This is a genomic window from Muricoccus roseus, from assembly GCF_900141905.1.
Taxonomy (GTDB): Bacteria; Pseudomonadota; Alphaproteobacteria; order Acetobacterales; family Acetobacteraceae; genus Roseomonas; species Roseomonas rosea.
This window is the reverse complement of record NZ_FQZF01000023.1, coordinates 23,670-39,925: the sequence shown is the minus strand read 5'-3', so window position 1 is coordinate 39,925 and position 16,256 is coordinate 23,670. Positions and strand designations below refer to the sequence as shown.

Genomic DNA, 16,256 nt, shown 5'->3' with positions numbered 1-16,256 from the left:
GCGATGGAGGAGGAGATCCGGCGGCTGCGGATGCCGCTCTCGGCGGAGGACGCGCTTTCCCTGCGGGCCGGCGACATGGTGCTGCTGGACGGGGAGATCACCATCACCGCCGGGCTGCCGACGCATCACCGGATCATCGAGGTTGCCGAGGGGAGACGCGAGGCGCCGCGGGACCTGCATGGGGGAGGCCTGTTCCATCTTGGCTCCTATTCGCGCGAGACGGCGGAGGGCGGGTTCGAGGTGCTCTATATGAACCCGACCACCAGCACCCGCTTCAACGGGTTGATGCCCGGGCTGATCCGCCATTTCGGCCTGCGCGCGGTGGGCGGGAAGGGAGGGCTGGATGCCGGCTGCGTGGAGGCGATGCGGGAGGTGGGCTGCGTCTACCTCTCCTTTGTCGGCGGCGGGGCGCCGCTTCTCTCGGATGCGATCCGCGCGGTGGTCTCGGTGGATTGGAACGACCTGGTTTCGCATTACCGGCTAGTCACCCTGCGGGTGGAGGCGCTGGGGCCCGTCACGGTCGGGATCGACGCGCATGGCAACAGCCTCTACGGCAGCCTCAGCGAGACGGCGGCGGCGCGGATGCCGCGGATCATGGACGATCTGGCGCGGGCGCGGGCGCAGGACGGGGCGGAAGAGGTGACATGACGCGCGAGACGATCCTGACCCTGGCGACCCTGCCCAAGGACCTGCGCGACGCGCTCTCGGCCGAGTATGCGCTGGTGGAGCGTGGCGCGCCGGAGGCGCGGGAGGCGCGGATTGCCGTGACGACGGGGATGGTGGGCGTGGATGCGGCCGCCATGGAAGCCCTGCCGGGGCTGCGGATGATCACCTCCATGGGCGTGGGGCTGGATCGCATCGACCTGGAGGCGGCGCGGCGCCGGGGTGTCGCGGTCGCGCATACGCCTGACGAGCTGACGGAGGACGTCGCCGATTTCGCGATCGGCCTGCTCTATGCCGCGGCCCGCCGCATTGCGGAGGCCGACCGCTTCGTCCGCGCCGGGCGCTGGTCGCGCGAGCGGATGAGCCCGGGCATCAGCCTTCACCGGAAGCGGGCGGGGGTGGTCGGCCTCGGGCGGATCGGCGCGGCCATCGCCCGCCGCGCGGCGGGTATCGGGATGGAGGTGGCCTGGACCGGCCCGCGCCCCAAGCCCGAGGCGTCCTGGCCCTTCCTGCCGGACGTGCCGGCCCTGGCCGGGTGGGCGGATGTGCTGATCCTTTCCGCGCCGGGCGGGGTGGAGACCCGGCATCTGGTGGGTGGGCCGGTGCTGGAGGCGCTCGGGCCCCGCGGGATCCTGGTGAACATCGCCCGGGGTTCGGTGGTGGATGAGGAGGCGCTGCTGGCGGCGCTGGAGGGTGGGCGCATCGCCGGGGCGGGGCTGGATGTCTTCGCCAGCGAGCCGGGGCTGGACCCGCGCTTCCTGGCGCTGGAGAACGTCGCCCTGGCGCCCCACTACGCCTCCCTGACGCTGGAGACGCGGGCCGCGATCATCGCGCGGATGCTGCGCGACATCGCCGCCTTCCGGGACGGGCAGCCCTTCTTCGATGCCGCGGCCTGAGATGCAGTTTGCTCAGATGCGGGGAGGCTCGCGCAACGGCCCCTGCCCGTGCGAGAAGGCGGCATGAATGCCCCTACCGGCAAGCTCGACCTGAGCCGCAGCGCCGTTCCGCGCTACCTCCAGCTCGCCACCCTGTTCCGTCGCCGGATCGAGCAGGGGGTCTGGAAGCTCGGGCAGCAGATTCCGACGGTGGATGAGCTGGCGGCCGAGTGCAGCGTGGCCCGCGCCACCATTCGCCAGGCGCTGGACGACCTGGAGCAGGAGGGGCTGATCGAGCGCTTCCGCGCGAAGGGCACCTTCGTCCGCAAGACCCCCGCGAACCGGCTGTGGTGCGATGTGGAGGCGGACTGGAACGGGCTGCTTCGCTCCCGCGAGGGCGCCGAGATCGAGATCCTGGGGGATGCCGACGGGATTCCCGGTGCGGCCATTCCGGACAGCATCGGCGAGCCGGCGCCGTTCTACCGGCATATCCGCCGGCGGCACTGGCGGGATGGGCAGCCCTTCCTGCTGGCGGATGTCTATCTGGACTCGCGCCTCTCGCCGCTCGTCACGGCGGAGGATCTTTCCACCAAGACCGCCCTTCGCCTCGTCTCGGGGCTGAAGGGGGTGAAGGTGGTGGATGCGCGGCAGACGCTGACGATCGGTGTGGCGGATGTGGAGAGCGCGGAGGCGTTGCAGCTGCCGCTGAACGCGCCGGTGGCGCTGGTTCACCGCGCGGCGGTGGATGCGAAGGGGACGCTGGTGCTGGTGGCGGACGGCATCTATCGCGGCGATGTGGTGCGGATCGACATCAAGCTGAAGTAGGGCCGTGTGGGGCTGGACGCGGGCATGGCCGCGCGGCATAAAGGTCATATAGCTGGTTTAAAGGGTCAAAGGGGAAACGCCATGCATCACCCGGCTATCGCGGCGCGCGCGGCATGAAGCTCCATTGGTCGCCGCGCTCCCCCTTCGTGCGCAAGGTGATGATCGCCGCCCATGAGCTGGGCCTGGCGGACCGCATCCGGACGGTTCGCACCGTGGTGCGGATGGGCAAGCCGAATGAGGCGCTGCTGCCGGACAACCCGCTCAGCAAGATTCCGACGCTGGTGCTGGACGATGGCCGCGTGCTCTTCGACAGCCTGACGATCATCGAATATCTCGACCATCTCGCCGGCGGCCGGCTGTTCCCCGCGGGCGAGGCGCGCTTCGGGGCGCTGACGCGCCACGCGCTCGGCAATGGCTTTCTCGACCTGCTCATCCTGTTCCGCAACGAGCGGGACAAGCCGGCGGAGCGGCAGACGGCGGAGTGGCTGGAGAGCTTCGCCGCCAAGGTGCGCGCGACGCTGGACCATCTGGAGCGCGAGGCGCCCGCGCTTTCGGCCGCGCCCTTCGATGTGGGGCATGTCGCGATCGGCTGCGCGCTCTCCTATCTCGATTTCCGCTTCGCGGATCTTCCCTGGCGCGAGGGGCGGCCCGGCATCGCGGCGTGGCATGCCGGCTTTGCCGCGCGGCCCTCGGCCCGCGCCACGGAGGCGGTGGATGACTGACGCGGCGCAGCGGCAGGGGCCGCTTTCGCATGTTCGCGTGCTGGATCTCAGCCGGATCATGGCCGCGCCCTGGGCCACGCAGATCCTGGCGGATCTCGGCGCCGACGTGATCAAGGTGGAGCGGCCCGGCGCGGGCGACGACACGCGCAGCTGGGGACCGCCCTTCCTGAAGGACCGCGACGGGAAGCCGACGAAGGACGCCGGCTACTTCCTGGCGGTGAACCGCGGCAAGCGTTCCGTCACCGTGGACATGTCCAGGCCGGAGGGGCAGGAGGTCATCCGCCGCCTGGCCGAGGGCGCGGATATCGTGCTGGAGAACTTCAAGGCCGGCGCGCTCGCGAAATACGGGCTGGATGCCGCCGCACTGCGCGCCGTGAACCCGCGGCTGATCTATTGCTCCGTCACCGGCTTCGGGCAGGACGGGCCGCGCGCGGACCAGGCGGCCTATGACTTCGCGATCCAGGCGATGGGCGGCCTGATGTCCGTCACGGGCGAGCGGGACGACGCGCCGGGCGGCGGGCCGCAGAAGGTTGGGGTACCCATCGTCGACCTGATGACCGGCATGTATGCGGCCGTGGCCGTGCTCGCCGCTCTTGCGCGACGGGGCGAGACGGGGAAGGGCGAGACCATCGACCTGGCCATGCTGGACGTGCAGGCCGCCTTCCTGGCGAACCAGGCGACGAACTGGCTGCTCTCCGGCCGCACGCCGAAGCGGGGCGGCAACCGGCACCCGAACATCCAGCCGCAGGACGTGTTCCCCTGCGCGGACGGCTTCTTCGTCCTCGCCGTGGGGAATGACGGGCAGTTCCGCAAGCTGTGCGAGGCGATCGGCCGGCCGGAATGGGGGGTGGACGAGCGCTTCGCGACCAATGCCGCGCGCGTGACGAACAACCCGGCGCTGACGCCGCTGCTGACGGAGTGCTTCCGGGCCTTCCGGCGCGATGCGCTGATGCAGGCGCTGGACGCGGCGGGCGTGCCCTGCGCGCCGATCAACGACATCCCGCAGGTTTTCGAGGACCCGCAGATCCGCCACCGGCAGATGCTGCGCAAGCTGCCCCACCCCGTCGCCGGCACGGTGCCGCAGGTGGTCAGCCCGCTGCGCTTCGCGGAGAGCCCGCTGCGCTTCGACCGCGCCCCGCCCACCCTCGGCCAGCACACGGCGGAGGTCCTGGCCGAGCTGGGGCTGGACGAGGCTTCCGTTGCCGACCTCGCCGGACGCGGCGTGATCTGAGGAGCCGAGCCATGGCCCGTATTTCCCTTCCCTCGCCCGAGGAGATGTCCCCGGAGCAGCGGCGCGTGCATGACCAGGTGGTGGCCGGCCCGCGCGGGCAGGTGATCGGGCCGTTGCGCGCCGTGATCCACAGCCCCGATCTCGCGGCCCGCTGGTCCAGCCTGGGCGAGATCCTGCGCTTCGGCACCTGCCTGCCCCGGCGGCTGAACGAGCTGGCCATTATCGTCACCGGCCGGCGCTGGTCCAGCCAGGTGGAGTGGTGGGTTCATGCGCGCGCCGCGGCGGAGGCCGGCATTCCGCAGGTGGCGATCGACGCGATCCAGCGCGGCGAATCCCCGGCATTCGAGGAGGCCGACGACGCGCTGGTCTATGAGTTCGCGCGCGCGCTGCAGACCTCTGGCCAGGTGCCGCCCGGCCTTTACGGCGAGGTGCTGGGCCGCTGGGGGGAGCGCGGCGTCGTCGAGCTCACGGCGGTCATCGGCTACTACACCATGGTTTCGATGACGCTGAACGCGCATGAGATTCCACTTCCCGACGGCGTGGCCCCCGTGCTGCAAGCCCCGGAGGCGGGGCTGGCGCCGCTCCCGCCCGCCCGCAACGTCGCCCGCGCCGCGGAATAGAGGAGGCCCGCCATGATCCCCGGTCTTGAAGGCATCGAGCGTTTCCGCGTGGAGCTGGCCGACCATGTGGCCACGGTCACCATCACCGCGCCGCCCGTGAACGCGCAGGACCGCCGCTTCCGCGAGGAGATCGTGCGCGTGTTCGACGTGCTGCACGACACGGCCGAGGTGCGCGCGATCGTCCTCACCGGCGAGGGGCGCGCCTTCTCGGCCGGCGCGGACCTGCGGGAGCGGCCGAACCTGGCGGAGGAGCCCGGCGCCTATCCCCGGCACAACCGGCTCGTCCGCGCCTCCTTTGACGCGGTGATGGAATGCGGCAAGCCCGTCATCGCGGCCGTGAACGGCGCGGCGATCGGCGCGGGGTGCGTGCTGGCGCTGTGCTGCGACATCCTGGTGGTGGCGGAGGAGGCCTTCCTCTCCATGACGGAGGTGGATGTGGGCTTGGCCGGCGGGGTCCGCCATGTGCTGCGCTTCTTCGGGCCGTCCGATGCGCGGCTGATGATCCTCACCGCGCGGCGCATCACCGGGCCGGAGCTGCTGCGGATGAACGCGGCCTCGGTCTGCGTCCCGCGCGAGCGGCTGGTGGAGGAGGCGACGGCGATCGCACGCGAGATCGCGGGCAAGGCGCCGCTGGCGGTGCAGGCGGCGAAGCGCTCCTTCAACCTGACCGAGGAGATGCCGCTGCGGGACGGCTACCGCTACGAGCAGAGCCAGACCGTGGCCCTGGCCCGCACCGAGGACACGAAGGAGGCGCAGCGCGCCTTCGCCGAGAAGCGCAAGCCGGTGTTCCAGGGGCGTTGAGCATGGTGGACGAGCTTTCGCTCGACGAGCTGGTTGTCCTCGACGAGGAGGCCTTCCGGCTGCATGTGCGGGGATGGATCGAGGCGAACTATCCGCTCTCCGTCCGCTATTCCACGCGGCGGCTGCACTGGCACGAGAACAAGCCCTGGTACATGGCCCTCTCCCGCAAGGGCTGGCTGGCGCCGGGATGGCCGCGCGAATATGGCGGGATGGGGCTGGATGCCGCCCGCCAGCTCATCATGATCGAGGAGATGGAGCGCTTCGGCGCCGCGCGCGTGAACGACATGGGGCTGATCATGCTCGGCCCGATGCTCATCCGCTACGCGAGCGAGGAGCAGAAGCGCCGCTTCCTGCCGCGCATCCTCTCGGGCGAGGACATCTGGTGCCAGGGCTATTCGGAGCCGAATGCGGGTTCCGACCTCGCGGCGCTGCGGCTGGACGCGGCGGATGGGGGCGACCACTGGGTGCTGAACGGGCAGAAGACCTGGATCACCCTGGCGAACGACGCCAACTGGATCTTCGTCCTCGCGCGTACAAGCAAGACGGGGAAGAAGCAGGAGGGCATCTCCTTCCTGCTGCTGCCGATGGGCAGCCCCGGCGTCTCGGTGCGCCCGATCATCAATCTCGACCTGCATGACGAGTTCTGCGAGGTCTTCTTCGACCAGGTCCGCGTGCCCAAGGACATGGTGGTGGGCGAGGTGGACAAGGGCTGGAGCTATGCCAAGGCGCTGCTCGGCTTCGAGCGCATCGCCATCGGCTCCCCCAAGCTTTCCTCCAACGGGCTGGCCCGGCTGCGGCAGCTGGCCGTGGCGGTGGGGAAGGAGGAGGACCCGGCCTTCCTCGACGGCTATGCGCGGTTCAGCATGGAGCTGGCCGATCTGAAGGCCCTCTACGAGGCCTATGTCGAGCGGCTGAAGCGGGGCGAGCCGATCGGGCCGGATGTGTCGATCCTGAAGATCGTGCAGACGGAGCTGTTCCAGCGCATCACCGATGCCATGCTGGAGATCGCGGGCGGGCATGCGGGGCTGCTCGAGCCGATGCCGGGCGAGGGCGGGCTGCATCCCGCCGGTTCCTTCCTCCTGGCCCGTCCCTCCACCATCTTCGGCGGCTCCTCGGAGATCCTGCGGAACATCCTTGCCCGGAACGTGCTGGAGCTTCCGGCGTGAGCGGGGCGCTGCCCCGCATCCGCGTGCTGGACATGACGCGGGTCTTCGCCGGCCCCTGGGCGGCGCAGATCCTCGCGGATTTCGGCGCGGAGGTGGTGAAGGTGGAGCATCCCCGCGGTGGCGACGACGTGCGCCGCATGGGGTTCCCGCAAACGGACGCGGAGGGGAGGGAGACGGGCGAGACCTCCTCCTTCCTCGCGATGAACCGCGGAAAGCGTTCCGTCGCGCTGGATATCGCGACGCCCGAGGGGCAGGCGACGCTGCGCGCGCTGGCGGCCGAGGCCGATGTCTTCATCGAGAACTTCAAGGCGGGCGGGCTGGCGCGCTACGGGCTCGACCATGCCTCGCTCGCGGCGCTGAATCCGCGCCTGGTCTATTGCTCCATCACCGGATACGGGCAGGACGGGCCCTATGCGGCGCTTCCCGGCTACGACCCCATCTTCCAGGCCATGAGCGGGCTGATGAGCGTGACGGGCGTGCCGGACGGGCAGCCGGGCGCCGGGCCCAACCTCGTCGGCTACAGCGTCTCCGACATCAATGCGGGGTTCTATGCCTGCATCGCCATCCTGGCGGCGCTGCATCACCGCGACACGGTCTCGGGACGCGGGCAGCATATCGACCTCGCGCTGCTGGACGCGCAGCTCGCCGCGCATTCGCACATCGCGATGAACTACCTCGTTTCCGGCCGGATGCCGGTGCGCGCGGGTACGGCTTCCCAGATCAATACGCCCTGGCAGAGCTTCGACACCGCCGACCGGCCGCTCATGGTCGCGGTCGGGAACGACCGGCAGTTCGCGCAGTTCTGCGAGGCGCTGGGCTTGCCGGAGCTGGCGGAGGACCCGCGCTTCGCCACCAACCGCGAGCGCATGGCGCACAAGCCGGCGCTGCTGCCGCTGCTGCAGGGCGCGCTGATGCGCCGCCGGGCGGGCGAGTGGGTGGAGATCCTCAACGCCGCCGGCATCTCCTCCGGCCCGCTGAATGATTTCGGCGCGGCGCGGGAGGATCCGCAGCTGAACCACCGGGGCATGTGGCGGGAGATGCCGCATCCCCGGGCCGGCACGATGCCCTTCGTCGCCAACCCCGTGCGCTTCTCCGAGACGCCCGTCACCTATGGCCGCGTGCCGCCGCGCCTGGGCGAGCATACGGAGGAGGTGCTGGCGGAATGGTTGGGCGGCCGGGCCCCGGCCGCGCCGTGACGCGGCCGCTGGCCTCGCGCGAGGCGCTCCGCCGCTTCCTGTGCCCGGCCAGCATCGCGGTGGTCGGCGCCAGCGAGCGGCGCGGCGCCTTCGGGGCGCGGGTGCTGGAGAACCTCGCCGGCTTCGCGGGCGCGGTCTGGCCGGTGAACCCGCGCTACCGGGAACTGGCCGGGCGGGCCTGCTACCCCTCTCTCGAGGCGCTGCCGGGCGTGCCGGATTGCGTGGCGCTCGCCACCCCGCGCGAGGGGGCGGCGGCCGTGCTACGCGGGGCCGCGGCGCTGGGCGCGGGCGGTGCGGTGGTCTTCGCGGCGGGCTTCGCCGAGACGGGGATGGCGGAGCGCGTAGCCGAGCAGGCGGCGCTGGTGGAGGCGGCGGGGGCCATGCCGCTGCTGGGGCCCAACTGCCTCGGCTTCACGGATTTCGGGTCCCGGGCCGGGGTCACCTTTTCCGCCGGGCCGCGGGCTCTCTCGCCCGAAGGACCCGCCATCGGGATCGTCAGCCAGTCCGGCGCGCTCGGCTATGCGCTGGCCCAGGCAGTGGAGCGCGGGGTGGCGGTGAGCCATGTCCTGAGCGCGGGGAATGCCGCCGGGCTGGATGCGGCGGATCTCATCGCCTTCCTGGCGGAGGAGCCGGGCTGCCGGGCGATCGCCTGCGTGATCGAGGGGCTGGCGGAGCCGCGCCGGCTGCTGGCGGCGGCGGCGCTGGCCGCGCGCGCCGGCAAGCCCCTGTTGCTGCACAAGATGGCGACGGGCGCGCAGGGCGCCGCCGCGGCGCTGTCGCATACCGGGGCGGTGGCGGGCGGGCATGCCGTGTGGCGGGCCGCGCTGCGGGAGGCGGGCGTGGTCCTCGTCGAGGATTTCGCCGCGCTGGCGGAGATGGCGGCCTTCTTCGCCAAGGCTCCGGCCGCGCCGCGCGCGGGGGGCGTGGCGGTCGTTTCCACCTCCGGCGGGGCGGGCATCCTGGCGGCGGATGCGGCGGAGCGGCATGGCGTGCCGCTGCCCCAGCCCGGCGCGGAGGCCGGGGCGGTGCTCGCGGCGCGCATCCCGGAATATGGCGCGGCCGGTAACCCCTGCGACCTCACGGCGCAGGTGCTGAACGATGCCGAGGCGCTGGTGGCCTGCACGACGGCGCTCGCCACCGATCCAGCCTTCGGGGCGCTGCTCTACCCCAACACCCATGCCTATGCCTTCTCGGCGGAGCGGATTCCGGTGATGGCCGGCATCGCGGCGCGGCATGGCGGCTTTCTCTGCGTGCCCTGGCTGGCGGAGTGGCGGGAGAACCCGGTGGCCCGGGAGGCGCAGGCGGTGCCCGGGGCCGCCCTCTTCTCCTCCATGGAGCGCTGCTTCGCGGCGCTCGCGGCCTGGCGGGCGCGGGCGGAGCACGCCGCGCGGCCGGCCGAGCCGGTGGCGGGGCTGGATGCAAATGCCCCGGATGCCGGTGCCCTGGCGCGGGTGGCTGCGGTGATCGGGGCGGCGCCGGGGGCCGTGCTGACGGAATCCCGCGCGAAGGCGCTTCTTGCTGCCATCGGCATTCCCGTCGTGCCGGAGCGGCTGGTGGGGGATGGGGAGGCGGCGGTGCGGGCGGCCGCGGCGCTCGGCTACCCCGTGGTGCTGAAGGCCGAGAGCCCGGACCTGCCGCACAAGACCGAGGCGGGCGCCGTCCGGCTGAACCTGGGGGATGCGGAGGCGCTGCGCGCGGCCTGCGACGAAATGCTCGGCCGGCTCGCGCGGCGGGACCCGCCGCCGAGGCTGGAGGGGCTTCTCGTGCAGCCCATGCTGCCGCGCGGCCTGGAGGTGATCATCGGCGGGCATCGCGACCCGCTCTTCGGCCCCGTGGTGGCGGTGGGGCTGGGTGGCGTTCTCGTGGAGCTGCTGGGCGACATGGAGGTGGCGCTGGCGCCGGTCGGCCCGATGCAGGCGCTGAGGATGCTGCGGCGCCTGCGCGGGGCGGCGCTGTTCGCGGGCTTCCGGGGGGAGCCCGAGGTGGATCTGGAGGCGCTGGCCGGGATCGTCAGCCGGGTTTCCGCCCTCCTCGCGGCGGAGCCGCGCATCGCCGAGCTCGACATCAACCCCGTGATCTGTGGCGGGGGCGGCGTGGTGGCGGTGGATGGGCTTGTCACCCTCGGCATGGACTGCGATGGCGGCAGGCGGTAAAAGGCCATTAAGCTATACTATAAGATATAGACCCCGCTCGTCCGGCGGGCCAAAGGAGGAAAAAACGGTGCTCACCCGTCGCCAAAGCCTTGCCCTGCTCTCGGCCGCACCCGGCCTGCGGGTCCTTCCCGCGCTGGCCCAGCCGGGCTTTCCGGACCAGCCGGTGCGGATGATCGTTCCCTTCGCCGCGGGCGGGCCGGCGGACATCATCGCCCGCCTGCTCGGGCCCGTGATGGGCGCGACGCTCCGCCAGCCCGTGGTGGTGGACAGCCGCTCGGGCGCCGGCGGCATGGTGGGGGTGGAGGCGGCGGCGCGGAGCCGGCCGGACGGGCTGACCACCGTGCTTGCCTCCACCGGTGCCCTGGTGGTGCTGCCGCAGCTGATGCCGCGCATGGCCTATGACGTGCAGAAGGACCTGGCGCCGATCACCCATGTCCTCTCCGTGCCGCAGGTGCTGGTGGTCAGCCCGAAGCTGGGGGTGAAGTCGGTGGCGGAGCTGGTGGCGCTGGCGAAGCGCCAGCCGGGCAAGCTGACCTATGGCTCCGCCGGCAATGGCAGCTCCCTGCATCTGGCGGGCGAGCTGTTCCGCCTGCGCACGGGCATCGACATCGTCCATGTTCCCTATCGTGGCGCGGCCCCGGCGGTGACGGACCTGCTGGGCGGGACGATCGACATGCTGCTGGCCGATGTGCCCGTCGTGGTCTCCCACGTGCGCGGCGGCGCGCTGCCGGCGCTGGCCATCACGGCGGAGCGGCGGCTTCCCTCCCTGCCCGAGGTGCCGACCATGGCCGAGGCCGGCGCGCGGGAGGTGATCTCGGAGACCTGGTACGCGCTCTTCGCCCCGGCCGGCACGCCGCCGGACCGCATCGCCACCCTGCACGCGGCGGCGGTGGCGGCGCTGCGGGATGCCGAGACGCGGCGCAACCTGGCGGACCAGGGCGGCATCGTCGCCGGGGGCTCGCCGGAGGAGCTGGCGGCCTTCATCCGCTCGGAGACGACCAAGTGGGGTGAGATCATCCGCCTCGCCAACATCCGGATCGACTAGGGCGATGTCCGGCACGGCGATGGAGGAGAGGGCGGAATCCCTCCGCATGATCCGCGACAGCGCGGCGGCGGTGATGCCGGGGGATGGCGGGCTCGGCCGCATCCGCGCCCTGCGCTTCACCCTTCCGGGAATCGATCCCGGCATCTGGCAGGCCATGGGGAGCATGGGCTGGGTCGGGCTGCGCCTGCCCGAGGAAGCCGGGGGGATCGGGCTCGGCATGGCCGAAGCCTGCGCCCTGCAGGAGGAGCTGGGGCGCGCCCTGGTGCCGGAGCCGCTGGTCGCGGGCGCGCTTTCGGCCCGCCTCCTGGCCGCGGCGGGGGATGCGCTGCTGCTGCCGGGCCTCCTTTCCGGCGAAAACCTGGTGCTGACGGGCTGGCAGGAGGCTCCTGACAGCCTGGAGGCGCCCGGGAGCCCCGCCGCGCCGCGCCTCTTCATCCCCATGGCCGCGGCGGCCGATGCCTTTCTCCTCCCCGTGCGGGAGGCGGGCGGGCTCGCGCTTCATCTCCTGGAGGCGGCGCGGCCGGAGGTGCTGAAGACCGGGGATGGAGGCCATGTCGGGACCGTGGTGCCGGAGCTGACGGGGAGCCGCCGGCTCGCCGGGGATGTCGCGGAGGCGATGGAGCTTGGCCTCGACGAGGCGGCGCTCGGTACGGCCGCCTATCTGCTCGGCCTGATGGAGCGCTGCTTCGAGCTGACGCTCGACTACCTGCGGACGCGCCAGCAGTTCGGCCGGCCGCTCGGCAGCTTCCAGGCGCTGCAGCACCGCGCGGCCGATCTGAAGATCCAGCTCGTGCTGACCCGCGCCAGCATTGAGGGGGCGGCGGCGGATCTCGATGCCGGAGCCCCGGCCGCCTTGCGCCGGGCCGTCGTCTCGCGGGCCAAGGCCCGTGCCTCCGAGGCGGCGATGCGCGTCACGCGGGAGGCCGTGCAGCTGCACGGCGCGATCGGCTACACGGATGAATCCGATATCGGGCTGTTCCTGCGCAAGGTCATGGCCACGGCGAACCAGTTCGGTTCCGCCGCGCTGCACCGCGCGCGCTACATGAGGCACGCCGCCCCGGCGTGACCGGGTGCGGCGGCTTGGCACGGCGGGGGAGGGAGGGTTGCCGCTCCCTCCCGGTTCGGCTCAGAGCGTTTCGAGCACGAAGCGCCCGTTGGTGTAGACGCAGATATCGCCCGCGATGGTCATGGCGCGGCGGGCGATCTCCTCGGCGGTGAGGTCGTCCACCGTCATCAGGGCGCGGGCGGCGGCGAGGGCGTAGTTGCCGCCGGAGCCGATGCCGATGATGCCGTCCTCGGGGTCCATCACGTCGCCCTGGCCGGTGATGAGGAGGGAGCGGTCCTTGTCGGCCACGGCGAGCAGGGCTTCGAGGCGGCGGAGGTAGCGGTCGGTCCGCCAGTCCTTGGCGAGCTCGACGGCCGCGCGCTCCAGCTGGTCGGGGAAGCGTTCCAGCTTGGCTTCCAGGCGCTCGAGGAGGGTGAAGGCGTCGGCGGTGGCGCCGGCGAAGCCGGTGATCACCTTGCCGCCGGCGATGCGGCGCACCTTGCGGGCGTTGTTCTTGACGACGGTCTGGCCCATGGAGACCTGGCCGTCGCCGGCCATGGCGACCTGCCCGTTCTTGCGCACGCAGAGGATGGTGGTGCCGTGCCAGCCCAGGGGGTCGTGGGAAGAGGTGGTATTCAGGTTCATGATGGCGCGATGTGGCGATGCATGATGCGCCGCGCAATCCGGGCGGTTCCACCCGGGCGCATGGCTCCCCATCTGCCGCCTCATTGATGGTTCTGGGCGGGGCATGAGCGCAGCGGAGTTGTCCGCAACGGGGCCGGTTCTGCCGCGCGTGCCGCGGGCCGCGCGGCCGGGCGGGGTGCGGCCCGGCGCTTCCGTCACGCGGGGCTGGCGCGGGGTGGCGCTGGCGGTTTCGTTGCTGCTGCACCTGGCGGTGGGGTGGTGGCTGCTGTTCGGCGTGGAGCGCCGGGCGGTGGAGGAGCCGGTGGCGCCCTCGGCCATGGATGTGGTGTTCGAGGGCGGGGCGCCGGAGGAGGCGCCGGGGCCGCCGCCCGAGGCCGTGCCCGCGCCGCTGGAGCCGCCCGGCTCGGAGGCGGCCCTGCCGCAGCCGCCCGCACCGGTGCCGCGCATGGCGGAGCCGGAGCCCTCGCCCGTGCCTCCCGTGGCGGAGGCGCCGCCCGTGCCGATGCCCGCGCCGCCGCTGCCCCGGCCGCCCGCGCCGCCGCCGGTGGCGCAGGCGCCCGTCCCGGTTCCGCCGCCGCCTGCCCCGCCACCCGTGGTGCCACCGCTCGCTCAGGCGCCGCCGCTGCCCCTGCCGCCCGCGGGGGCGCCTTCCGACTTCGTGCTGCCGCCGCCTCCGCCGGCCGCCGAGGTGCCGCGCCAGACGGAGATGGCGGCGCTGCCCCTGCCGCCGCCGCCCGCGCCTACGCCGCCGGCCGCACCGCCGGAGCCGGCCGTGGCGCGCCCCGTGCCGCCGCAGCGGCCGCAGCAGGCGCCCGCCCGGCCACGCCCGGCGGCGCCGGCCAATCCCTTCGCGGGGGCGCTCGACCTCAGCCAGTCCGGGCCGGTGACGCTGGGGCGGCCGGCGCCCGCGCAGCCTTCCTCGCCCGGGGTGCGGCGGGAGCGGGAGCCGGCGGCGGCTTCCTCGGGCGGGAGTTCGGATGCGCCGAACGCGCAGCTCCGGATCCGCGGCGCGCAGCTGGGGGCGGACTGGCGGGCGGCCTTCATGGCCTGGCTGCGGCAGCACGGCTACTACCCGCGCCAGGCCGCCGAGGCGGGGGAGGACGGCACCGCGGTGGTGCGCTTCAACGTGGACCGGAGCGGGCGGGTGAGCGGGCTGCAGCTGATCGGGCGGTCCGGTTCCATCTGGCTGGACGCCGGGGCGCAGGCGCTGCTGCGCGGGCAGACCGTGCCGCCCTTTCCGCCGGGGACGCGGGACGACAGCGCGGAGATCGACCTGACGATCAATTACGTGCTGCGGCGGCGGTGAGGGTTCTGGGCTGTTCGGTCTGTCCCGGGGAGAGGAAGAAGGAATTCTTCCTCTCCCCGGACCCCTCACCTTCTTCTTTTTTGAAAGTTTGGAATCACTCGGCTGACGGTGCGCCTCGGGTCCATGACCCGAGGCGACTGCAAGGGCAGGAAGTGCGCCCTTAGCGAGAGACCCCTTTGATCATCGTATCCACGGCAGTCCGATGGGGTTCCAAGGGCCTCAGGCCCTTGGCGGGTGGAGGGCGGAGCCCTCCCTGGGACGCTCCGATCAGACCACCGGAAGCCGCACCACGAAGCGGGCGCCGGCGACGCTGCCATCCGGGTTGCGGCGGTTCTCGGCCATGATTCGTCCGCCCAGCCCTTCGACGATCTGGCGGGAGATGGAGAGGCCGAGGCCGGAGTGCTGGCCGAAGCGTTCGCCGCTCGGGCGTTCGGTGTAGAAGCGGTCGAAGATGCCTTCGAGCTTGGCCTCGGGGATGCCGGGGCCTTCGTCCTCGATGGAGATTTCCGCCACGCCGCCGGTGGGCTTGGCCCGCACGCGGACGAGGCCGCTGGGCGGGGAGAAGGAGACGGCGTTGCCGAGCAGGTTGCGGAAGACCTGCACCAGCCGCCCTTCCACACCCCGCACGACGAGATGGGCCGGGGCCTCGATCTCCATGCGCGGGTCGCCCTCGCCATGGGTGGTGTTGTGCAGCTCCACCAGCGTCGCGAGGATCGGGCCGATATCCACCGGCTCGGCGACCGAGCGTGAGAGCTCGGCATCGACGCGGGAGCTGTCGGAGATGTCGCCGATCAGGCGGTCCATCCGCACTGCGTCCTCGGCGATGATGGCCAGGAGCCGCTTCTGCTGGTCCGGCTTCTCCACGCGCCGCAGCGTCTCGATGGCGGAGCGGACAGAGGTGAGCGGGTTGCGCAGCTCATGCGCCACATCGGCCGCGAAGCGCTCATTCGCATCCACCCGGGCCCAGAGCGCGTTGGTGCCGCTCTGCAGCGCGCGGGCGAGGATGCCGATCTCGTCCTGGCGCTGCATCAACGGGGCAGGCACGGAGCCGCCGCGGCCCTTGCCGGCGCGCATGGAGGCGGCCGAGGCGGCGAGTTCCAGCATCGGCGAGGCGAGGGTGCGGGCGAGGTAGACGGACAGCGCGACGGTGAGCGCGAGGGCCATGACGAAGAGGACGAGGACGGAGCCGCGGATTTCCATCACGCGCTGGTCCACCTCCCGCGCCTCCCGCGTCAGGAGGACGATTCCGACGGGCTGGTTGGCGCGGCGGGCCGGCTCGGCCACGGAGACGAGGAGGCGGCCGTCGGCGGTGCGGCGGACATAGGGGTTCACCCCGCCTTCCAGCGCCAGGCGCAGCTCCTCGCGCCGGTCGGGGCCGAGATCGGGCTGCCAGTCGAAGGAGGGGGCGTCGGGCGCCTCGTCCACCACCACGGCGGGGCCGCGCACGCGGGGGCGGGGGAACCAGTCCAGCACCTTCTCGTAGAGGCGGCCGAGGGTGCTGGCCACCGGGCCGGGCTGGCTGGGCGGGGGCAGGGGCTCGGCCACGATGGCGCCGCCCGGGCCTTCCCGCACACGGCTGTCGGCCACCAGCAGGCCGTTGTTGTCGAAGAGCTTGGCCTGGGTGCCGGCCGTCGGTTCGGTCAGGCGGCGCAGCAGGGGGCGGGCGACCTCGGGGACGAGGGTGGCGCGGTCGTCCTGGATCCGCACCCCGGCCTCGGCGATGCCGTTGGCGTAGATGCGGGCCTGGGTCCGCAGGCCCTGGACCTCGGCGGCCAGCAGCCCGTCCTGGTACTGGTCCAGGTAGAGGAGGGTGGCCGCCAGCAGGAAGGGCGGCAGCATGTTCACCAGGAGGATCCGGCGCAGGAGCGGCGAGATGCGCCGGTTCGTGCCGCGCCGTTCCACGGGGACGGTCGGGGGAGTCTCGGTCGTGACGGGACCGCTGGCATCCGGCATGGGCCCAGCA

General features: G+C 72.6%; 15 protein-coding genes. 13 read left to right on the top strand and 2 right to left on the bottom strand.

Annotated features, from left to right (window positions below; all coding sequences use genetic code 11):
- Window positions 1-3 precede the first annotated feature (3 nt).
- From BUB97_RS17865 to BUB97_RS17810, 12 genes are all read left to right on the top strand, one after another.
- On the top strand, window positions 4-648 hold the full coding sequence (locus BUB97_RS17865) for a fumarate hydratase C-terminal domain-containing protein (protein WP_086062310.1): 645 nt from the start codon (window positions 4-6) through the stop codon (window positions 646-648).
- The gene (locus BUB97_RS17860; protein ID WP_073137233.1) at window positions 645-1,559 is read left to right on the top strand and encodes an NAD(P)-dependent oxidoreductase; all 915 of its coding nucleotides are present in this window, start codon (window positions 645-647) and stop codon (window positions 1,557-1,559) included. Before BUB97_RS17865 ends, BUB97_RS17860 begins: the two co-directional genes overlap by 4 nt.
- A 63-nt stretch (window positions 1,560-1,622) precedes the next feature.
- Complete coding sequence (locus BUB97_RS17855) at window positions 1,623-2,363, top strand: GntR family transcriptional regulator (protein ID WP_086062309.1); 741 nt, start codon at window positions 1,623-1,625, stop codon at window positions 2,361-2,363.
- 113 nt (window positions 2,364-2,476) lie between these two features.
- Window positions 2,477-3,085: a glutathione S-transferase family protein gene (locus BUB97_RS17850; RefSeq protein ID WP_073137231.1), complete on the top strand. Its 609-nt coding sequence runs from the start codon at window positions 2,477-2,479 to the stop codon at window positions 3,083-3,085.
- Window positions 3,078-4,316 carry a CaiB/BaiF CoA transferase family protein gene (locus BUB97_RS17845; RefSeq protein WP_073137229.1) on the top strand — a complete coding sequence of 413 codons (1,239 nt, stop codon included), beginning with the start codon at window positions 3,078-3,080 and terminating at the stop codon, window positions 4,314-4,316. Before BUB97_RS17850 ends, BUB97_RS17845 begins: the two co-directional genes overlap by 8 nt.
- Window positions 4,317-4,327: 11 nt before the next feature.
- Window positions 4,328-4,936 (top strand): carboxymuconolactone decarboxylase family protein, encoded by a 609-nt coding sequence (locus BUB97_RS17840; RefSeq protein WP_073137227.1) that lies wholly within the window; start codon window positions 4,328-4,330, stop codon window positions 4,934-4,936.
- A 12-nt stretch (window positions 4,937-4,948) separates the two neighbouring features.
- Entirely contained in the window at window positions 4,949-5,737 is a 789-nt protein-coding gene (locus BUB97_RS17835; RefSeq protein ID WP_073137225.1) for an enoyl-CoA hydratase/isomerase family protein, read from the top strand.
- 2 nt (window positions 5,738-5,739) lie between these two features.
- On the top strand, window positions 5,740-6,903 hold the full coding sequence (locus BUB97_RS17830; RefSeq protein WP_073137223.1) for an acyl-CoA dehydrogenase family protein: 1,164 nt from the start codon (window positions 5,740-5,742) through the stop codon (window positions 6,901-6,903).
- Window positions 6,900-8,099, top strand: a complete 1,200-nt coding sequence (locus BUB97_RS17825) for a CaiB/BaiF CoA transferase family protein (protein ID WP_073137221.1) — start codon at window positions 6,900-6,902, stop codon at window positions 8,097-8,099. The genes BUB97_RS17830 and BUB97_RS17825 overlap by 4 nt, the downstream gene beginning before the upstream one ends.
- Window positions 8,066-10,252, top strand: coding sequence for an acetate--CoA ligase family protein (locus BUB97_RS17820; protein ID WP_073137219.1), 2,187 nt, complete (start codon window positions 8,066-8,068; stop codon window positions 10,250-10,252). The genes BUB97_RS17825 and BUB97_RS17820 overlap by 34 nt, the downstream gene beginning before the upstream one ends.
- A 67-nt stretch (window positions 10,253-10,319) precedes the next feature.
- Entirely contained in the window at window positions 10,320-11,297 is a 978-nt protein-coding gene (locus tag BUB97_RS17815; RefSeq protein ID WP_073137217.1) for a Bug family tripartite tricarboxylate transporter substrate binding protein, read from the top strand.
- Window positions 11,298-11,301: 4 nt separating this feature from the next.
- Window positions 11,302-12,363, top strand: a complete 1,062-nt coding sequence (locus BUB97_RS17810) for an acyl-CoA dehydrogenase family protein (protein ID WP_073137215.1) — start codon at window positions 11,302-11,304, stop codon at window positions 12,361-12,363.
- A 60-nt stretch (window positions 12,364-12,423) separates the two neighbouring features.
- Here BUB97_RS17810 and hslV read toward each other — a convergent pair whose 3' ends face one another.
- A complete protein-coding gene (gene hslV, locus BUB97_RS17805) occupies window positions 12,424-12,987 on the bottom strand; it encodes an ATP-dependent protease subunit HslV (RefSeq protein ID WP_086062314.1) in 564 nt (187 codons plus the stop codon).
- Between the two features lie 118 nt (window positions 12,988-13,105).
- Here hslV and BUB97_RS17800 point away from each other — a divergent pair, with 118 nt between their 5' ends.
- Window positions 13,106-14,293 (top strand): energy transducer TonB, encoded by a 1,188-nt coding sequence (locus BUB97_RS17800; protein ID WP_073137213.1) that lies wholly within the window; start codon window positions 13,106-13,108, stop codon window positions 14,291-14,293.
- Between the two features lie 267 nt (window positions 14,294-14,560).
- Here BUB97_RS17800 and BUB97_RS17795 read toward each other — a convergent pair whose 3' ends face one another.
- Entirely contained in the window at window positions 14,561-16,246 is a 1,686-nt protein-coding gene (locus BUB97_RS17795) for a stimulus-sensing domain-containing protein (protein WP_073137211.1), read from the bottom strand.
- Window positions 16,247-16,256: the final 10 nt, after the last annotated feature.

Excerpts from the sequence above, each read along its gene's own strand:
- BUB97_RS17855 (WP_086062309.1), top strand. The coding sequence starts at position 1,623 with ATGAATGCCCCTACCGGCAAGCTCGACCTGAGCCGCAGCGCCGTTCCG.
- BUB97_RS17845 (WP_073137229.1), top strand. The coding sequence starts at position 3,078 with ATGACTGACGCGGCGCAGCGGCAGGGGCCGCTTTCGCATGTTCGCGTG.
- BUB97_RS17795 (WP_073137211.1), bottom strand. The coding sequence starts at position 16,246 with ATGCCGGATGCCAGCGGTCCCGTCACGACCGAGACTCCCCCGACCGTC.
- BUB97_RS17865 (WP_086062310.1), top strand. The coding sequence starts at position 4 with ATGGAGGAGGAGATCCGGCGGCTGCGGATGCCGCTCTCGGCGGAGGAC.
- BUB97_RS17810 (WP_073137215.1), top strand. The coding sequence starts at position 11,302 with ATGTCCGGCACGGCGATGGAGGAGAGGGCGGAATCCCTCCGCATGATC.
- BUB97_RS17840 (WP_073137227.1), top strand. The coding sequence starts at position 4,328 with ATGGCCCGTATTTCCCTTCCCTCGCCCGAGGAGATGTCCCCGGAGCAG.
- BUB97_RS17860 (WP_073137233.1), top strand. The coding sequence starts at position 645 with ATGACGCGCGAGACGATCCTGACCCTGGCGACCCTGCCCAAGGACCTG.
- BUB97_RS17850 (WP_073137231.1), top strand. The coding sequence starts at position 2,477 with ATGAAGCTCCATTGGTCGCCGCGCTCCCCCTTCGTGCGCAAGGTGATG.
- hslV (WP_086062314.1), bottom strand. The coding sequence starts at position 12,987 with ATGAACCTGAATACCACCTCTTCCCACGACCCCCTGGGCTGGCACGGC.
- BUB97_RS17820 (WP_073137219.1), top strand. The coding sequence starts at position 8,066 with ATGGTTGGGCGGCCGGGCCCCGGCCGCGCCGTGACGCGGCCGCTGGCC.
- BUB97_RS17830 (WP_073137223.1), top strand. The coding sequence starts at position 5,740 with ATGGTGGACGAGCTTTCGCTCGACGAGCTGGTTGTCCTCGACGAGGAG.
- BUB97_RS17835 (WP_073137225.1), top strand. The coding sequence starts at position 4,949 with ATGATCCCCGGTCTTGAAGGCATCGAGCGTTTCCGCGTGGAGCTGGCC.